Origin of the sequence: Nocardia sp. Root136, from assembly GCF_001427185.1 — a bacterium.
Classification (GTDB): domain Bacteria; phylum Actinomycetota; class Actinomycetes; order Mycobacteriales; family Mycobacteriaceae; genus Nocardia; species Nocardia salmonicida.
Genome location: NZ_LMFE01000001.1, coordinates 629,312 through 645,482, shown reverse-complemented (window position 1 = coordinate 645,482; position 16,171 = coordinate 629,312). Strand labels below are relative to the sequence as shown.

General features: G+C 68.0%; 17 protein-coding genes. 10 read left to right on the top strand and 7 right to left on the bottom strand.

Going from position 1 to position 16,171, the window contains the following annotated elements; genetic code table 11:
• Positions 1-289 precede the first annotated feature (289 nt).
• Both ASD42_RS03165 and ASD42_RS03160 read right to left on the bottom strand, forming a co-directional pair.
• The gene (locus ASD42_RS03165; RefSeq protein ID WP_056809922.1) at positions 290-970 is read right to left on the bottom strand and encodes a peptidylprolyl isomerase; all 681 of its coding nucleotides are present in this window, start codon (positions 968-970) and stop codon (positions 290-292) included.
• A gap of 165 nt (positions 971-1,135) precedes the next feature.
• Positions 1,136-2,257: a methyltransferase gene (locus ASD42_RS03160; protein WP_056809920.1), complete on the bottom strand. Its 1,122-nt coding sequence runs from the start codon at positions 2,255-2,257 to the stop codon at positions 1,136-1,138.
• A 233-nt stretch (positions 2,258-2,490) separates the two neighbouring features.
• Here ASD42_RS03160 and ASD42_RS03155 point away from each other — a divergent pair, with 233 nt between their 5' ends.
• Both ASD42_RS03155 and ASD42_RS03150 read left to right on the top strand, forming a co-directional pair.
• Entirely contained in the window at positions 2,491-3,129 is a 639-nt protein-coding gene (locus ASD42_RS03155) for a TetR/AcrR family transcriptional regulator (protein ID WP_056809918.1), read from the top strand.
• The gene (locus tag ASD42_RS03150) at positions 3,126-4,631 is read left to right on the top strand and encodes an ArnT family glycosyltransferase (protein ID WP_056809916.1); all 1,506 of its coding nucleotides are present in this window, start codon (positions 3,126-3,128) and stop codon (positions 4,629-4,631) included. Before ASD42_RS03155 ends, ASD42_RS03150 begins: the two co-directional genes overlap by 4 nt.
• 14 nt (positions 4,632-4,645) lie before the next feature.
• Here ASD42_RS03150 and ASD42_RS03145 read toward each other — a convergent pair whose 3' ends face one another.
• Positions 4,646-6,040, bottom strand: a complete 1,395-nt coding sequence (locus ASD42_RS03145) for an aminotransferase-like domain-containing protein (RefSeq protein ID WP_056815287.1) — start codon at positions 6,038-6,040, stop codon at positions 4,646-4,648.
• A gap of 122 nt (positions 6,041-6,162) precedes the next feature.
• Here ASD42_RS03145 and ASD42_RS03140 point away from each other — a divergent pair, with 122 nt between their 5' ends.
• The 7 genes from ASD42_RS03140 to ASD42_RS03110 all read left to right on the top strand — a co-directional run bounded on the left by ASD42_RS03140 (position 6,163) and on the right by ASD42_RS03110 (position 13,275).
• Positions 6,163-7,002 carry a nitrilase-related carbon-nitrogen hydrolase gene (locus ASD42_RS03140; protein WP_056809914.1) on the top strand — a complete coding sequence of 280 codons (840 nt, stop codon included), beginning with the start codon at positions 6,163-6,165 and terminating at the stop codon, positions 7,000-7,002.
• Positions 7,002-8,420, top strand: coding sequence for a dihydropyrimidinase (gene hydA, locus ASD42_RS03135; RefSeq protein ID WP_056809912.1), 1,419 nt, complete (start codon positions 7,002-7,004; stop codon positions 8,418-8,420). Before ASD42_RS03140 ends, hydA begins: the two co-directional genes overlap by 1 nt.
• A 28-nt stretch (positions 8,421-8,448) precedes the next feature.
• Complete coding sequence (locus ASD42_RS03130; protein WP_056809910.1) at positions 8,449-9,492, top strand: TIGR03842 family LLM class F420-dependent oxidoreductase; 1,044 nt, start codon at positions 8,449-8,451, stop codon at positions 9,490-9,492.
• A 79-nt stretch (positions 9,493-9,571) separates the two neighbouring features.
• Complete coding sequence (locus ASD42_RS03125; RefSeq protein WP_235569290.1) at positions 9,572-10,513, top strand: ABC transporter permease; 942 nt, start codon at positions 9,572-9,574, stop codon at positions 10,511-10,513.
• Positions 10,513-11,358 carry an ABC transporter ATP-binding protein gene (locus ASD42_RS03120; RefSeq protein ID WP_084786995.1) on the top strand — a complete coding sequence of 282 codons (846 nt, stop codon included), beginning with the start codon at positions 10,513-10,515 and terminating at the stop codon, positions 11,356-11,358. The genes ASD42_RS03125 and ASD42_RS03120 overlap by 1 nt, the downstream gene beginning before the upstream one ends.
• Positions 11,355-12,119 carry an ABC transporter permease gene (locus tag ASD42_RS03115; RefSeq protein WP_056809906.1) on the top strand — a complete coding sequence of 255 codons (765 nt, stop codon included), beginning with the start codon at positions 11,355-11,357 and terminating at the stop codon, positions 12,117-12,119. The genes ASD42_RS03120 and ASD42_RS03115 overlap by 4 nt, the downstream gene beginning before the upstream one ends.
• A 13-nt stretch (positions 12,120-12,132) precedes the next feature.
• Positions 12,133-13,275, top strand: coding sequence for an ABC transporter substrate-binding protein (locus tag ASD42_RS03110; RefSeq protein ID WP_056809903.1), 1,143 nt, complete (start codon positions 12,133-12,135; stop codon positions 13,273-13,275).
• A 13-nt stretch (positions 13,276-13,288) separates the two neighbouring features.
• Here ASD42_RS03110 and ASD42_RS03105 read toward each other — a convergent pair whose 3' ends face one another.
• Entirely contained in the window at positions 13,289-13,792 is a 504-nt protein-coding gene (locus ASD42_RS03105) for a nitroreductase/quinone reductase family protein (RefSeq protein WP_131816944.1), read from the bottom strand.
• 58 nt (positions 13,793-13,850) lie between these two features.
• Here ASD42_RS03105 and ASD42_RS03100 point away from each other — a divergent pair, with 58 nt between their 5' ends.
• Positions 13,851-14,219: an arsenate reductase family protein gene (locus ASD42_RS03100; protein ID WP_056809900.1), complete on the top strand. Its 369-nt coding sequence runs from the start codon at positions 13,851-13,853 to the stop codon at positions 14,217-14,219.
• Positions 14,220-14,271: 52 nt separating this feature from the next.
• Here ASD42_RS03100 and ASD42_RS03095 read toward each other — a convergent pair whose 3' ends face one another.
• From ASD42_RS03095 to ASD42_RS03085, 3 genes are all read right to left on the bottom strand, one after another.
• Positions 14,272-14,823 (bottom strand): NUDIX hydrolase, encoded by a 552-nt coding sequence (locus ASD42_RS03095; RefSeq protein ID WP_056809899.1) that lies wholly within the window; start codon positions 14,821-14,823, stop codon positions 14,272-14,274.
• Positions 14,824-14,862: 39 nt separating this feature from the next.
• On the bottom strand, positions 14,863-15,747 hold the full coding sequence (gene yidC / locus ASD42_RS03090; protein WP_056809897.1) for a membrane protein insertase YidC: 885 nt from the start codon (positions 15,745-15,747) through the stop codon (positions 14,863-14,865).
• A gap of 94 nt (positions 15,748-15,841) precedes the next feature.
• On the bottom strand, positions 15,842-16,141 hold the full coding sequence (locus ASD42_RS03085) for a DUF6412 domain-containing protein (RefSeq protein WP_056815280.1): 300 nt from the start codon (positions 16,139-16,141) through the stop codon (positions 15,842-15,844).
• Between the last annotated feature and the right edge of the window lie 30 nt (positions 16,142-16,171).

Genomic DNA, 16,171 nt, shown 5'->3' with positions numbered 1-16,171 from the left:
TCTGCGAAGGCCGCGCCCCGGTGGGGCGCGGTTTTCGCGTTTCTGTTCACTTTTTTCGCCGAAACGCTGCGCGACGACAAGTGAATAGGGCACGCTTCACTTGTTCGTTTCACCTGATGAGGACATACGAGGAGCGTTGACATGGCCGGTTCCGCCGCTGAATTGCTGACCGAGATCATCCTGCAGACCATCCAGAACCTGTTCAGTTCGATCAGCGCCGGCTGATCGACCCAGCCCCACGACGAGGGCCGCGTCTCCCGAACCCGGAGACGCGGCCCTCGGTCGTTGATCAGCCCTGTGTGGTGGTCACGGCATTGAAGACCACATCGGCCACGGGGGTGCCGTCGGCGCCGCCACCCGCGACGCCCGCATCGGCGACAGTGGTCAGCGCGTCCAGACCCTCGGTGATCGTGCCGAAGGGCGTGTAGTTCGGGGGCAACTGGGTGTCGCGGTAGACCAGGAAGAACTGGCTGCCATTGGTGGCGGGGCCCGCGTTGGCCATCGCGATGGTGCCCGCCGGGTAGACCGCGCCCGCGAGGTTCTCGTCGCTGAACTTGTAGCCGGGCCCGCCCATGCCGGTGGCGGTGGGGTCGCCGCACTGGAGCACGAAGATGCCCTGGGTGGTGAGCCGGTGGCAGCGGGTGTGGTCGAAGTAGCCCTCGCTCGCGAGGAAGGCGAACGAGTTCACCGTGCGCGGAGCGGCGGCGGCATCGAGCGCGATCGTGACGGTGCCGCAGGTGGTCTCGAGGGTGGCGGTGTGGCTCGCGGCGGTGTCGATGGTGAGCGCCGGTTCGGTGGGCCACTGCTTGCCGTTGGGCTGACCCGCCGCGGCAGGTGCGCAGCCGGGGATCACGGCCTGATGATTCGGTACGGTCTGCGCGGCGGGGGCCAGTGCCACCAGAGCGGCCGCGGCGATGCCGATACCGAAGAGCGCGCGAATGAAGGGTCGGTCCTGCGAAATGCTGGTCACCTTGGCGGGATCTCCTCGAGGGCGGGTGCTACCGGACGATGTACCGCGCATCCTGCCAGCCGCACCGGCCCGCGTGGGGAGAGACCACCGGATCCGGTCCGCTCGTCGTGTGATCGACACAGAATTCCGTGCATTCGGGCCGATCGGCAGGCGATAGGGACTTCGCTAGCGGGCCCGCAATCGCCACAGCGTGGTCGTCTCGGCGGTGCGAGCCGCGGCGAGGGGGTCGTCGCGATCGGTCGCGCGGGGATGACGTGGACGTGTGGTGAGCTTTCCGAGCACATAGAGACCCGAGTCGTCGAGCAGGCGCGGTATGTGGTCGGCCGGGCGCAGGCCGAGTAGTTCGGCGAGGTCGGACAGCACCAGCCAGCCCTCGCCGTGGGGGGTGAGGTGCGCGCGCAGGTCGCGGGCGAACTCGGTGAGCATCGACTGATCCTGGTCGTAGACACCACGTTCCAGGTCCGAGGTCGGCACGCCGGGCAGCCAGGGCGGATTGCACACCACGAGATCGGCGCGGCCGGGCGGGTACAGGGCGGGTCCGGTCACGGCGATCATCCGGCCGAAGCCGAGCCGTTCGGCGTTGTCCTTGGCGCACCGCAACGCCCGCGGGTTGATATCGGTGGCGACGATCTCGGGGACGCCGCGGGAGGCGAGCAGCGCGGCCAGCACGCCGGTGCCGGTGCCGAGATCGAACGCGGTGCGGATCTCGGGATCGAGTGGCGCGTCGGCGACGAGATCGACGTATTCGCTTCGGGTGGGCGAGAATACGCCGTAGCCGGGGTACACGCGCGCTCCGAGCGCGGGCACGTCGACACCCTGCTGTTGCCAGCGATACGCGCTCACCACACCGAGCAGTTCAGTGAAGGTGACCACGCGTTCGGCGTCTGCCGGGCCGTACGCCGCCGTACACGCCGCCGCCACGTCGGGCGCCCGGCGCAGGTCGAGGTCGTAGCCCGGGCCGAGGCGGATCAGCAGACTGCCGAGAATGCCCGCCCGCGTCCGCCTTTTGATCCGTTCGTGCTCGTAGAGCGCGCCGAGATCGCCGGTAGCGGGCTTCTTCGCCGGCTTGCGATCGGCGCGTCGGCCCAGCGCCTGTAACAGTTGGCGACCATTGTTGTAATCGCCCTGCCACAGCAGTGCCTCACCCGCCCTGATGCGGCGATACGCGTGATCGGCCGAGAGTCGGTCGTCGGCGGTGGTGACGAGGCGCGGTGCGGGCGCGCCGTTCTCCGAATGCCAGACGGCGGTGTACTGACTGTGGTCTTCGGTCCATGCGATGGTGGACATGGCTGCTCCCGGTGATCGACGGTACTGGTGACTCGACTACGCCGACGTCGGACGCGACGCCGACTCTCGGTCGGTCGCTACGGCGTCGAAATGCGCGCGACTGCGTCGCCGAGTGCCATGTCGAGCGTCACCACTGCTGCCTTTCCGGGGGAGGGGTCCCTCATTCTGCCGTATCGGCCCAGGCTGACGTCATCTAGGGCGCGGTTCCAGGCCGTACGTGCTAAATTCTGACCATGCGGCCAGAAAATAAGCCGGATGGACAACAGCGCTCGTTCATCGAAGAGGCGCGACGGCGGCAGATCATCGCGTCCACCGTCGAGGTGATCTCCGAGGTCGGGTACAGCAACGCGTCCCTGGCCCGGATCGCCGAGCACGCGGGGATCTCCAAGGGCGTGATCTCCTACCATTTCGACGGCAAGGACGAGCTGATGTCACAGGTCGTGATCCAGCTGTTCGTCTCCGGTGCCGAGTTCATGTCGCCGTTCGTCAGCGCGGCGATCGCCGACGGCTATCGCGCCGTCCTGCACGCCTACCTGTCGTCGAATCTGCAATTCATCGACGACAACAAGAGCTACGTCGCCGCAGTCGGCGACATCGTGGTCAACCTGCGCGGCCCGGACGGTTCGCTGCGATTCGACACCCCCGACGGTGACCGGGAGATGATCGCGCCGCTGGTCTCGGCGCTGGCCGAGGGGCAGCGCGCCGGCGAGTTCGGCGACTTCGACCCGACCGTGCTCGCGCGTCTGATCCGGGACTCGATCGACGGCATCGCGAACCGGGCGGTGCGGGAACCCGATTTCGATGTGCGCCACTACCGCACGCACCTCATCCGGATGTACGACGCGGTGACGAGTAAGGACGACGACCGATGACAACGACAACGGAATCGACGGAACCCGGTGCGACACGGGAGGTTCCGCCCTTCGCGGTGCTCGGTGTCGGCGCGATCGCGCTGGTGTCCGCGATCGGACTGTTCGCCGTGCTCGGGCAGTACGGCTTCTTCGGCGACGAGCTGTACTTCCTCGCGGCGGGCGGGCACCACCTGGCGGTCAGCTACGCAGACCAGGGCCCGCTGCTGCCGCTGATCGCTGCGCTGATGGATTCGATCGCACCCGGTTCGCTGGTGGCGCTGCGACTTCCGGCACTGCTCGTCACGGTGGCGGGCATCGTGCTCGCCGCGGCGATCGCGCGGGAATTCGGCGGCGGACGCGGTGCGCAGCTGATCAGCGCGGCCGCGTACGCGACGTCACCGTTTCTGTTCGTGCAGGGCAGCCAGCTCTCCACCAATGCGATCGACGGGCCGCTGTGGGTACTCATCACCTGGCTGCTCGTGCGCTGGGTCCGGACTCGCGCCGATGTGCTGCTGATCATGGCTGGGGTCGTCACCGCGATCGACATGCAGGTCAAATGGCTCATTCCCTTCTTCTGGATCTGCGTCGGGATCAGCGTGCTCGTCTACGGACCCCGCGATCTGTTGCGCAGGCCCGCACTGTGGATCGGCGCCGCGATCACCGCGGTCGCGATGGTGCCCAGCCTGCTGTGGCAGGCGGCGAACGGGTGGCCGCAGCTCGAGATGGGAGCGGTGGTGAGTGCGGAGCAGGAGGCGATCGGTGGCCGGTTGGCCTTCGTGCCTCTCGCCCTGCTCGCGGCCGGGCTACTCGGCGCGATCCTGCTGGTCTACGGCACGGTGCGGTTGTTCCGCGCCGAATCTCTGCGGCCCTACCGGTTCTTCGGCCTGGTTGTCTTGTTGCTCGTGGTCGCGTTCCTGGCGACCGGTGGGCGGTCGTACTACGCGGTCGGCATCTATCCGGTCGCGATGGCGGCCGGGGCCGTCGGGCTGGTCGAGGCCAGGGTCACCTGGCAGCGGATCGCCGCGGTTCCGGTGATCGGGCTGTCTGTGGTTCTCGCGGCGTTGTCGCTGCCCTGGCAGCCGGAATCCTCGATCCCACCGAGCACCGGTGGCGTGGATCTGCTGCTGCACGGCAAGTTCGGCTGGTCCGACCTGGCCGCGTCGACCGACCTCGCCTACCGGGCGCTGCCCGAGGACGAGCGGGCACGTGTGGTGATCGTCGCCCAATCCTATTGGCAGGCAGGGGCTCTCGACACCTATCGACAGCAGTACGGCTGGCCTGCGGTGTACAGCCCCAATCGCGGGTACGGCTACCTGGGCACACCGCCGGACTCGGCGACGACGATTCTCTACGTCGGCGGGGAGCTCGAGGAACTGCGCGAGAGCTTCGGGTCGGTGACGCCGGTCGGGCGATCCGACGCCCGGCTCGGCTACGAGGGCGCCACCCGTGACGTGACGATCTGGCGGTGCGAACAACCGGTTCGACCCTGGTCGCAGCTGTGGCTCGACCTCCGCACGATGTAGTGCGCGATGACGGGTCAGGATCGGCGAATGCGCCGATAGGTCGGGGTGGCGGCGGCCGCGGCGGCGAGTTCGGCGGCCAGCCACGCGATGTCGGTGTCGCCGAGGCCGCCCAGCGTCAGCCGCAGATGGTCGGTGGCGGGCCGCGCGCCCGCTTCGAACGGTCCGCCGGGCGCGGCCTTGATGCCCGCCGCGGCGAGGCTGATCATGGCGGCGTTCTCGTCGGAGACCGGGAGCCATACATTGATGCCGTCGCCCGCCGCCACGATCACCTCGTGCCGGGCCAGCGCGCGACGCAAATCGGTAGCGCGCCTGCGGTATTCGAGTCGCGCACTCTCGACGGTGGCGCGGGCATCGGGATCCTGGAGCATCGTCGACAGCACGCGCTGGAGTAATCGGCTGGACCACCCCGGCCCGAGCATCCGGCGTTCGACCACCGGATCGAGCAGTGCCGCGGGCCCGCCCGCGACGGCCAGCCGCAGATCGGCGCCGTGGGACTTGGAGTAGGAGCGGATGTAGACACCGCGATCGGGGAAGTGCGCGGCGAGCGAACGCAGCGTGGTGGTGGCGATGCCCGCCGAGTGGTCGTCCTCGATGATCAGCGCAGGCTGCGGGCCGAGTAGAGCGGTCAGCTCGCGCACTCTGGCGGCGTCGAGGGAGGCGCCGGTCGGGTTGTTGGCGCGCGGCTGCAGGATCACCGCGCGCGGTGCGGGGCCGTCGAAGGCGCGGGCGAATTCCTCTGGCCGGAAACCGGATTCGTCGAGACGGACGGCGACCGGGCGCGCGCCGAGGCGGGCGAGCAGATCGAGGAACGGCGGGAAACACGGGTCCTCGACGATCACCGGATCGCCGAAACGCACGTGGGCGGCGAGCAGCCGGTCCACGGCATCCAGGGCGCCGTCGAGGACGGTCAGCCGTTCGCACGGCCACGGCCAGTCCGCGCGCAGCGTGTCGGCGAGCGCGGGCAGCACCGCCTCGCCGAGATAGTGGGCCGACAGGTCGCCCGGCGCGGTATCGCGCGAGAGCGCGTGCAACGCGGCGGCGAGGTCGGGCAGCAGCGCCGGGTCAGGGGTGCCACGCGACAGGTCGATACGAAAGGCCTTGTCGGAGGGCGAGTGCAGGCGCTGATACCGGCCGATCGGCGCCTCCCGCTTCTCCCCGACGAAGGTGCCCGCCCGACCGCGCGCGGTGATCGCGCCGGTCGCGGCCAGCGCCCGCCACGCCTGACTGACGGTGGCGGGGGAGACCCGGAGTTCGCGGGCCACCGCACGCACCGTGGGCAGTCGGGTGCCCGGTGCGAGGTCGCCGGAGCGGATGCGGCGGCCGAGGGCGGCGGCGATTCCGGCGGCGGTTCGCTCGTCGAGGTCCCCGGCGAAATCCGCGGGCAGTGCGGTCGGCGAGGCTTCGGTCATCGACTCATTCTGCGGGTCGTGCGTGGCCGATCCGGGGCGCACCGCCAACGTTTACGGCACCGAAACTGTTTCCGCGCACTTGTAACACAACAGAATCAGTTGAAGGTGCAGTATAACAAAGCATGGGAATCGTCAGAGCGGCGCTCGTCCAGACCAGCTGGACTGGTGACAAAGAATCAATGGTCAAAGTTCACGAGGACTACGCCAGGGCGGCGGCGGCGCAGGGGGCGCAGGTGATCTGCTTCCAGGAGTTGTTCTACGGCCCGTATTTCTGTCAGCTACAGGACGCCAAGTTCTACGAATACGCCGAATCGGTGCCGGGCCCGACCACCGATCGAATCGCCGCCCTGGCCGCCGAATTGAACTTGGTGATCGTGGCGCCGGTGTACGAGCGCGAGATGGACGGGCTGCTCTACAACACCGCGGTGGTGATCGACGCCGATGGTTCCTATCTGGGCAAATACCGCAAACACCACATACCGCAGGTGACCGGCTTCTGGGAGAAGTTTTACTTCCGCCCGGGCAACCTCGGGTGGCCGGTGTTCGACACCGCGGTCGGCAAGGTCGGCGTCTACATCTGCTACGACCGCCATTTCCCGGAGGGCTGGCGGGCGCTCGGCCTCGCGGGCGCGGAAATCGTGTTCAATCCGTCGGCGACGTCGCGAGGGCTTTCCAGTTATCTGTGGAAACTCGAGCAGCCCGCCTCGGCGGTGGCCAACGAGTATTACGTCGGCGCGATCAACCGCGTCGGTATCGAGAGCGAATACGGCGACAACGACTTCTACGGGACGAGCTATTTCGTCGACCCCGAGGGGAAGTTCGTCGGCGAGGTCGCCTCCGATACTTCGCCGGAATTGGTTGTTCGTGATCTCGATATGGATCTGATCAAGATCGTTCGCGAGAGATGGGCGTTCTATCGCGATCGTCGCCCCGATGCCTACGGACCGTTGGTGAACCCCTGATGCGCACTTTCATCCACGGCGGGACGGTGGTGAGCGCCACCGGGTCCCAGCTGCTCGACGTGCTGATCGAAGATGAGACGATTGTCGCTGTCCTGCAACCGGGTTCGACCGCGCTCGGCGCCGATCCGGCCGCCGACGCCGAGACGGTGATCGACGCGACCGGCAAGTACGTGATCCCCGGTGGCGTCGACGGGCACACACACATGCAGCTGCCGTTCGGCGGCACCGAGGCCAGCGATACCTTCGAAACCGGGACAAGGGCCGCGGCCTGGGGCGGCACCACCACGATCGTCGACTTCGCCGTGCAGAAACCGGGCCAGCGGGTGCAGGACACCCTCGCCGAATGGCACGGCAAGGCCGCCGGACAGTGCGCGATCGACTACGGGTTCCATCAGATCATCGGCGATGTCAACGACGAATCCCTCAAAGGGATGAGCGAACTCGTCGACGAAGGCGTCACCAGCTTCAAACTGTTCATGGCCTACCCGGGCGTCTTCTACTCCGACGACGGCCAGATCCTGCGCGCCATGCAGACCGCGGGTGACCTCGGTGCGCTGATGATGATGCACGCGGAGAACGGCATCGCCATCGACGTTCTCGTCGAACAGGCTCTCGCCCGCGGGAACACCTCGCCCTACTTCCACGGCACCAGCCGCCCGTGGCAGATGGAAGAGGAAGCCACCCATCGCGCGATCATGCTGGCGCAGTTGACCGGCGCCCCGCTGTATGTGGTGCACGTATCGGCCAAGCAGGCGATGGAACAGATCGCGACGGCGCGCGACAAGGGCCAGAACGTCTTCGCCGAGACCTGTCCGCAGTATCTGTACCTCTCGCTCGAAGAACAGTTGGGCGCACCGGGTTTCGAGGGCGCCAAATGGGTCTGCTCCACGCCGTTGCGCTCGCGCGCCGAGGGGCATCAGGACGAGCTGTGGCGGTTCATCCGCACCGGTGACGTCACCGCGGTGAGCACCGACCACTGCCCGTTCTGCATGAAGGACCAGAAAGAGCTCGGCGTGGGCGATTTCAGCAAGATCCCGAACGGGATCGGCGGAGTCGAGCACCGGATGGACCTGCTGTTCCAGGGCGTCAAGGACGGGCGGATCTCGCTCGAACGGTGGGTGGAGGTCTGCTGTACCAACCCGGCCCGGATGTTCGGCATGTATCCCCGCAAGGGCGTGATCAGCCCGGGTGCCGACGCCGATGTGGTGATCTACGACCCCCACGGTCACACCAGCATCGGGCTCGGCAAGACCCATCACATGAACATGGATCACTCCGCGTGGGAGGGCTTCGAGATCGACGGACACGTCGACACGGTCCTGTCCCGCGGCCGGGTGATCGTCGACGACGGCGCCTATCACGGTCGCGCCGGGCACGGCCGGTTCGTCCGTCGCGGCCTGTCTCAGAACCTTCTGTAGAAACCAACTGCCGAAACGGAGAGTGCCGATGGACATCGGAGTCGTCCTGCAGTGCACACCACCCTCGTCGCGGGTGATCGAACTGGCCAGAGTGGCCGAGACCCACGGGTTCTCGCATGTGTGGACCTTCGACTCGCACCTGCTCTGGCAGGAGCCCTACGTGATCTACAGCCAGATCCTGGCCGCCACCCGCAAGGTGATCGTCGGTCCCATGGTCACCAATCCGGCCACCCGGGACCAGACGGTGACCGCGTCCGTCTTCGCCACGCTCAACGAGATGTACGGCAACCGCACGATCTGCGGCATCGGGCGCGGCGACTCGGCGGTCCGCACGCTCGGCGACAAGCCGACGACGTTGGCCACCCTGCGTGAATCGGTCGAGGTGATCAGGGAACTCGGCAACGGCCGCAGCGCCCGCGTCGGTGACCTCGAGGTGCGGTTCCCGTGGGCCGCCGATTCGCGGCTCGAGGTGTGGGTGGCCGGATACGGACCGAAGGCCCTCGCGCTCACCGGTCAGGTCGCCGACGGGTTCATCCTGCAACTCGCCGACCCCGACATCACCGCATGGACCATCGGCAAGGTGCGTGCCGCGGCGGCGGCGGCAGGCCGAGATCCACTGTCGGTGAAGATCTGTGTCGCCGCGCCCGCCTATGTCACCGATGGATCGCAGGCCGGACTGGAACACGCCCGCGACCAGTGTCGCTGGTTCGGCGGCATGGTCGGCAACCACGTCGCCGACATCGTCGCGAAATACGGTACGGGCGGCGATGTTCCGGCGGCGCTGACCGACTACATCGCGGGCAGGCAGGGCTACGACTACAACCAGCACGGGCGCGCGGGCAATACCCAGGCCGCCTTCGTACCCGACGAGATCGTGGATCGGTTCTGCCTGATCGGGACCCCCGACGAGCAGCTCGCCAGGTTGTGGGAGCTCGAGAAGCTCGGCGTCGGCCAGTTCGCGGTATATCTGCAGCACGACGCCAAAACGTCGACGCTCGAGGCTTATGGCGAGCAGGTACTGCCGCGGCTGAATCAGCAGGTCACCGCGATCGAAGCGGCCGGTCTGTCGTGATCGCCGATCGCACGCCGGTGTGGGCGTCGAACACCGGCGCGCACGGTATCGCCGGACGATGGCCGGGGGGAGGGCGTCGGTGAGCACGGCGACCATCGATCCGGTGACAGCTGTTGTCCCGCAGCAGATTCGAGCATCCACCCCTGGTCGGACCCGGTTGCTGCGCGCGGTCTACGCGGTGAGCGCGTTCGTCCTCGTGGCGGTGATCTGGGAGCTGGTGAAGGTGCTGGTGCCCGCCGACGGCGTGAGCATCGCGGGCACCCGCGTACTCCCTCGCACCAGCGACGGCGCGCTCCCACACGTCTGGGCGGTGTTCACCGTGCTCGGCGACCCGGACGGCAAGGGCACCGTCGGTGAAACACTGTTGCGCACAGCGATGTTCACGCTGGGTCTGTCCTTGCTGGCGCTGCTGCTCGGCGCTGTGGTCGGCGTGGCACTGGCGGTCGCGATGCAGCGGTTCGGCTGGCTCGAGCGCGGCCTGCTGCCGTATGTGGTGCTCTCGCAGACGGTTCCGCTGATCGCGCTCGCGCCGCTGGTGGTGGCGTGGGGCGGCAAACTGTCCATCGGCGGTGAGCCGTGGCGGCCGTGGATGAGCATCGTGGTGATCGCGGCCTACCTCGCCTTCTTCCCGATCGTTATCGGGATGCTGCGCGGGCTACAGACGCCGTCGGCGGCTTCGGTCGAATTGATGCGCAGCTGCTCGGCCGGTTGGTGGGCGACGTTGACGCGCTTGCGGTTTCCCGCCTCGGTTCCCTCGTTGATTCCGGCACTCCGGCTGGCCGCCGCGGCGGCGGTGATCGGCGCGGTCGTCGCCGAGATCTCGACCGGTACCGCGGGCGGGATCGGGCGCCAGATCATCGTGTTCTCCCAGCAGGCCACCGGCGATGCGGCCCGGCTCTACGCCGCTGTCCTGGCCGCCGCGCTGCTCGGCGTCGTCCTCACCGCCCTGGTCGGACTGGTGGAGCTGGCACTGCGTCGCTACAGCCACCCGCCCGGCACCAGCACATCGAGCGAGGACTGATGAGTGAAGCACCCATGACCACCTCGGGCACCGATCCCGGCTCTGCGGTGTCACCGGTCGCTGCCGCGGTCGAACTGAGAGACCTCGGCAAGACCTTCGCGGCGGGTGCCGTGACAGCACTGTCCGATGTCTCGCTCACTGTCTCGGCGGGCGAATTCGTCTCGCTCATCGGGCCTTCGGGCTGCGGCAAGTCCACCCTGCTGCGGATCATCGCCGACCTCGAGACGCCGAGCAGCGGCGCTGTCACCGTGCACGGCAAGTCCGCGCGCCAGGCCCGGATCGACCAGGACTACGGCATCGCGTTCCAGCAGGCCGGCCTGCTGGAATGGCGCACTGTCGCAGCCAATGTCGAACTGCCCCTCGAACTGCACCGGGTAGCCAAAGCGCGACGCAAGGCACGCAGTGCCGAACTGCTCGCCATGGCCGGGCTCAGCGAATTCGCCGACCGGTACCCGGCCGAACTGTCCGGCGGCATGCAGCAGCGCGTCGCCATCGCCCGCGCGCTGGCCCGCACACCGTCGCTGCTGCTGATGGACGAACCGTTCGGCGCGCTCGACGAGATGACCAGAGAACACATGCAGGGCGAGCTGCTGCGCATCGCGGGGGAGACCGGCGCCGCCGTCGTGTTCGTCACCCACTCGATTCCCGAGGCGGTGTACCTGTCGGACCGGGTGGTTGTGCTGTCCGCGCGACCAGGCCGGATCAGCGACATCGTGTCCACCGGTGGCTGGGATCGACAAGCGGGCAACGATGTTCGCGCGTCCGGTGAGTTCTTCGCCGCTGTCGCCGCGGTGCGCGCGGCACTGCGCGGCGACACGACCGCCGATGGACAGGATCTGCGATGAAGACCTGGCTGCCACCACTAGTAGTCGGTGTTGTCGTCCTGGCGTTGTGGCAGGTGCTCACCGTGGCGGCGGGCGTGCCGTCGTTCCTGCTGCCCGCGCCCAGCGCGATCGCCGCACAGTTCGCCGAGAACGCGGGCCGCATCCTGGATGCTTCCCTGGCCACCGGCACGAACGCGCTGATCGGGTTGGTCGCGGGCACGATCCTCGGCCTGGCCGCCGCCGTCCTCGCGGTGCGGTTCCAGCTGATCGACGGGCTGCTCACGCCGTTGGCCGCAGCCGCCGCCGCGGTGCCGATCGTGGCGCTGGCACCCCTGCTGAACTCGATGTACTCCACGACCACCGAGACACCGCGACGGCTCGTCGTCACCATCGTGGTGTTCTTCCCGGTCTTCGTCAGCACCGCGCGCGGGTTGCGTCAGGTGCCGAAGGTGCAGGCCGACCTGATGAGCTCCTACGCCGCGTCGGGCTGGCAGATCACCCGCACCGTACGGGTGCCCGCCGCGCTGCCACACCTGTTCACGGGTTTGCGGATCGCCGCGCCCGGCGCGGTCATCGCGGCCATCATCGCCGAATACTTCGGCGGCCTGCAGAACGGGCTCGGTAGCCGGATCACCTCCGCCGCCGCCAACACCGCCTATCCGCGGGCGTGGGCCTACGTCGTCGGCGCGATGTGCGTCGGCCTCGTGTTCCTGGCCGCCGTCCTGCTGCTCGAACACCTCACCCGCCGACCCCGAACCCCACTGCTGTCCACGATCCGATGAGGGAGATCCGTCCATGAGCAAGACCGCACTCCGGTTGCGTACCGCGGTGGCGCTGGCCGCTGTGGCCGCTGCCGCGCTGACCGGCTGTAGTACCACCGACAGTGGTTCCGAGACCACCGCCGACGGCCTCACCAAGGTGACCTTGCAGCTGCAATGGTTCAAGCAGGGGCAGTTCGCCGGCTACCTGGCCGCCGTCGACCAGGGGTTCTACAAGGAACAGGGCCTGTCGGTCGAGATCCTCGACGGCGGCACCGACATCGTCCCGCAGACGGTGCTGGCCCAGGGCCAGGCCGACTACGCGGTCGCCTGGGTGCCCAAAGCCCTCGCATCGCGGGAAGCGGGCGCCGGGATCACCGAGATCGCGCAGGTCTTCCAGAAATCGGGCACCAAACAGGTCTCGTTCAAGTCCGAGAATATCGCCGGGCCCGCCGCGCTGCGCGGTAAAACCGTCGGAAACTGGGGCTACGGCAACGAATTCGAGCTCTTCGCCGGGATGACGAAGGCAGGCATCGATCCTGCCAAGGATGTGAAACTGGTCCAGCAGCAGTTCGATATGAACGCCTTCCTCGCCAAGGACATCGCCGCCGCCCAGGCCATGTCCTACAACGAGTACGCCCAGCTGCTCGAAACCAAGAACCCGGCCACCGGAAAGCTCTACACCGCAGACGATTTCACCACCATCGACTGGAACGACGAGGGTGTAGCCATGCTGCAGGACGCCCTGTGGGCCAACACCGAGAAACTGAAGGACAGCGAGTACCAGGATCAGACGGTCAAGTTCCTGGTCGCCTCGCTGAAGGGTTGGGCGTTCTGCCGTGACAACCTCGACAAGTGTCGCGACATCACCGTCGCCGCGGGCGCCACGCTCGGCGCGGGACACCAGCAGTGGCAGATCAACGAGGTGAACAAGCTGATCTGGCCCGCACCCGCGGGCATCGGCGCCATCGACAAGACCGCGTGGGATCGCACGGTCTCGATCGCGAAGAACACCAAGAACGCCGAGGGCGCAACGGTTCTCACCAAGGACCCCGACGCCGACGCCTATTCCACCGAGTACGTCACCAAGGCTCTCGACCAGTTGAAAGCCGCGGGCGTCGACGTCATGGGCGCGAGTTACCAGCCTGCTCAGGTCACCCCGACCGAGGGCGGGAAGTAGCCGCGCGGTGTGCTCACTGCGGGGTCAGCCCGATGACCACGCCGCCCTGCTGCCAGGTCTGGTAGATGTCGGCCTTGGACGGTTCGCCGTCGGCGAGATAGCCGATGCCGTTGAATTTCGCGTTCTGCTTGTTGTCGCGCGCGATCACCGCGAACAGTTCGATGACGTCGCTCTCGTCGGTGTAGACAGTGGCGGTGAAGGTTTCGGGCGCGCCGCCACGCGACACCCGCACTTGTGCGCCGCCCCGCAGATTCTTCACCCAGGGGCGCAGCGCGGTGCCGATCAGCAAGGCGCCGTCGTGCACGGTGTAGGCGATCGGGACGTCGTAGACGGCGCCGGACTTGCGGCCGACCACGTGCAGGGTGGCCAGCCGCTTGCCGACGACGCCGGACAGTACCGGCACCTTCAGCAGGCTGCGGATGAGGGTATTGAGCTTGTTCTGATAGGAGCGGAGAGGTTCAGGACCGGTGGTCGTCGGTGTGCCGTAAGGGTTCTCGGGGGGTGCGGTGTCGCTCATGGTTTCCAGTATCGCCACGTGCGGCCGCGCCCGCACGGCACGTGACTACGCTGCCGATATGACATCTGGGCAGACCGAGATCTGGCACAACCCGCGCTGCACGAAGAGCCGCAATGCCACCGCGCACCTCGACGCGGCCGGGGTGGAGTACACCGTGCGCCGCTACCTCGACGATCCGCCGACGGTCGAGGAGTTGCGGGCGGTGCTGGCGCGCCTCGGCGCCGAGCCGTGGGACATCACGCGCACCGGCGAGCAGATCGCCAAGGATCTCGGGATGGCGCAATGGGGTCGCGCCGAGGCGGATCGGGAGCAGTGGCTGACCGCGCTGGCCCAGCATCCGAAGCTGATCCAGCGCCCGATCGTGCTCACCGCGGACGGTGGCGCGGTGGTTGCTCGCGACGAGGAATCCCTGCGCACGCTGGACTGACCTCGGCGACCGGTGGCCTGCCGTTCGGAAGGCTTGGTGGTCGTCTATCGAGTCAGCGGCGGGGGCCGTCGCCTGCGGTGAGCAGGCCGTCCAGGACGACTCGCGTGTCGGGAACGAAGGGCCACGCCGGATCACGCAGGTGCGCACGCAGTTCGGCATCGGTCCACCACCAGCCGTCCACGATCTCGGACGGCTGGTGGACGATCGGACCGTCGTAGCGGTACTCGTACGCGAACAGGTGGCAGCGCAGTGCGCGGCCCGCCCAGTCGCCGTCCCAGGACGCGGTGGCGCGCAACGGAAGTACCGTGCCCGCGGGGACACCGATGCCGAGTTCCTCGCGCAGTTCGCGGATCGCGGTGTCGGACGGGTGCTCGCCCGCGTCGACCACGCCGCCCGCGAGGCAGTCGTGCATGCCGGCGAAGACGAGTTTGGTGTCGGTGCGCCGATGGACATACACCCGGTCGCCGTCGACAGACCGGACCAGCACGCCCGCGCTGGCGTGCCAGAGTCCCTCGCGGTAGACGGTGCCTCGATCGGCCTCGCCGATCACCAGCCCCTCGGCATCGTAGACGGCGAGCAGTTCGGCCTCCGGATTCGCTGACACCCGCCCGAGGGTAACCGCCGCGAGTGTCCATCCCGCGATTCACCGTTTCCGGCGCTGTGGCTTCACCCCCGGTCGCGGCGCGGCGGCGCGGGCCGCCGCGGTGACCAGCGCCTTCTTCGCGGATTCCTCGGCGGCGAGGGTGCGCCGGATCAGATACTGCTGGCCGCAGGTCCACAGGGCGTTGGTGGCGAAATAGGTGAGCACGACGACCGGCAGGACGGCACCGCCGATCAGCGCACCCGCCGGGAACACCCACAGCGACAGGTTGCGCATGATCGCGGCCGTGCTGTTGTCCCCGACCGCCGGGGTGAGCCGGGCCGTGAAGTGCGTGGCGAGGGCGGCGATCAGCACCAGCGGGACGGCCAGGACGGCCACCGCGACGAAAACCTCACCCGCGCCGCTGAGGGTCGCCGACAGTGGTGCGCCGAACAGCCTGGCATCGAGGAACGCGCGGACTTCGGGTGCGCCGAACAGGTAGTTCGCGGTGGCTTCGTTGAGCTCCACCGGAAGTGGGCTGTCCGTCGAACTGAACGGGCCGACCGCGTAGGTGCCGGTCCGATCGAACGAGCGCAATACATGGAACAGGCCGAGGAAGACGAGTCCCTGGGCGATCAGCGGGACGAATCCGGCGAACATGCTGACGCCGTGTTCGCGATGGAGCAACCGGATCTTCTCGGCCTGGACGCGCGGGTCGTCGCGATGGGTGCGGCGGATGGCGTCCATCTGCGGTTGGAGGGAACGCAGGACTTGCTGGGACCGGGCTTGCCGGAGCGCGGTGCGCACGAGTAGCGCGCGGACGGTGACGACCAGCGCGACCACGGCGAGTAGCCACGCGAGACCACTGGCCGGGCCGAGCGGAATCGCGAAGAGTTGGTGCCAGCACCACAGGACCGCGGACACGGGAAAATAGACGACATCGAGCATGACGGGACGACCTGTCCGTGAAGCGTGCGCGAACGCACGAAAAGGGGAGTGGGATCACGAAATCCGACAGGCGGCGCCGACGGCGCGGCACCTGTCAGTGGTGAACGATCCCCGGTGCTCGTGGACGTGGACGACCGGCGGCATCCGGATTGCTCTGTCGCAGAAAGGAACCGCGCAACCGGCGCTGTGCCGACCGCGGCGGGCCCGCGTACGCGACCCGAACCGGTAGCCGACTGCGGCCGGTGACCGCGACCAGCGCGCACACCATCGCGGCGGCGACAGCACCGAACGCGAGCATGCGCGTGGCCTCACCGCCGGGCGTGGAGATGAGCACGAAGGCGGGCAGCACGCACGCGAGAACCGCGTACGCCATCACCATCGCCCGTGCCTGCATGTCACCGAGCATACCGACGGATGGGGCGAG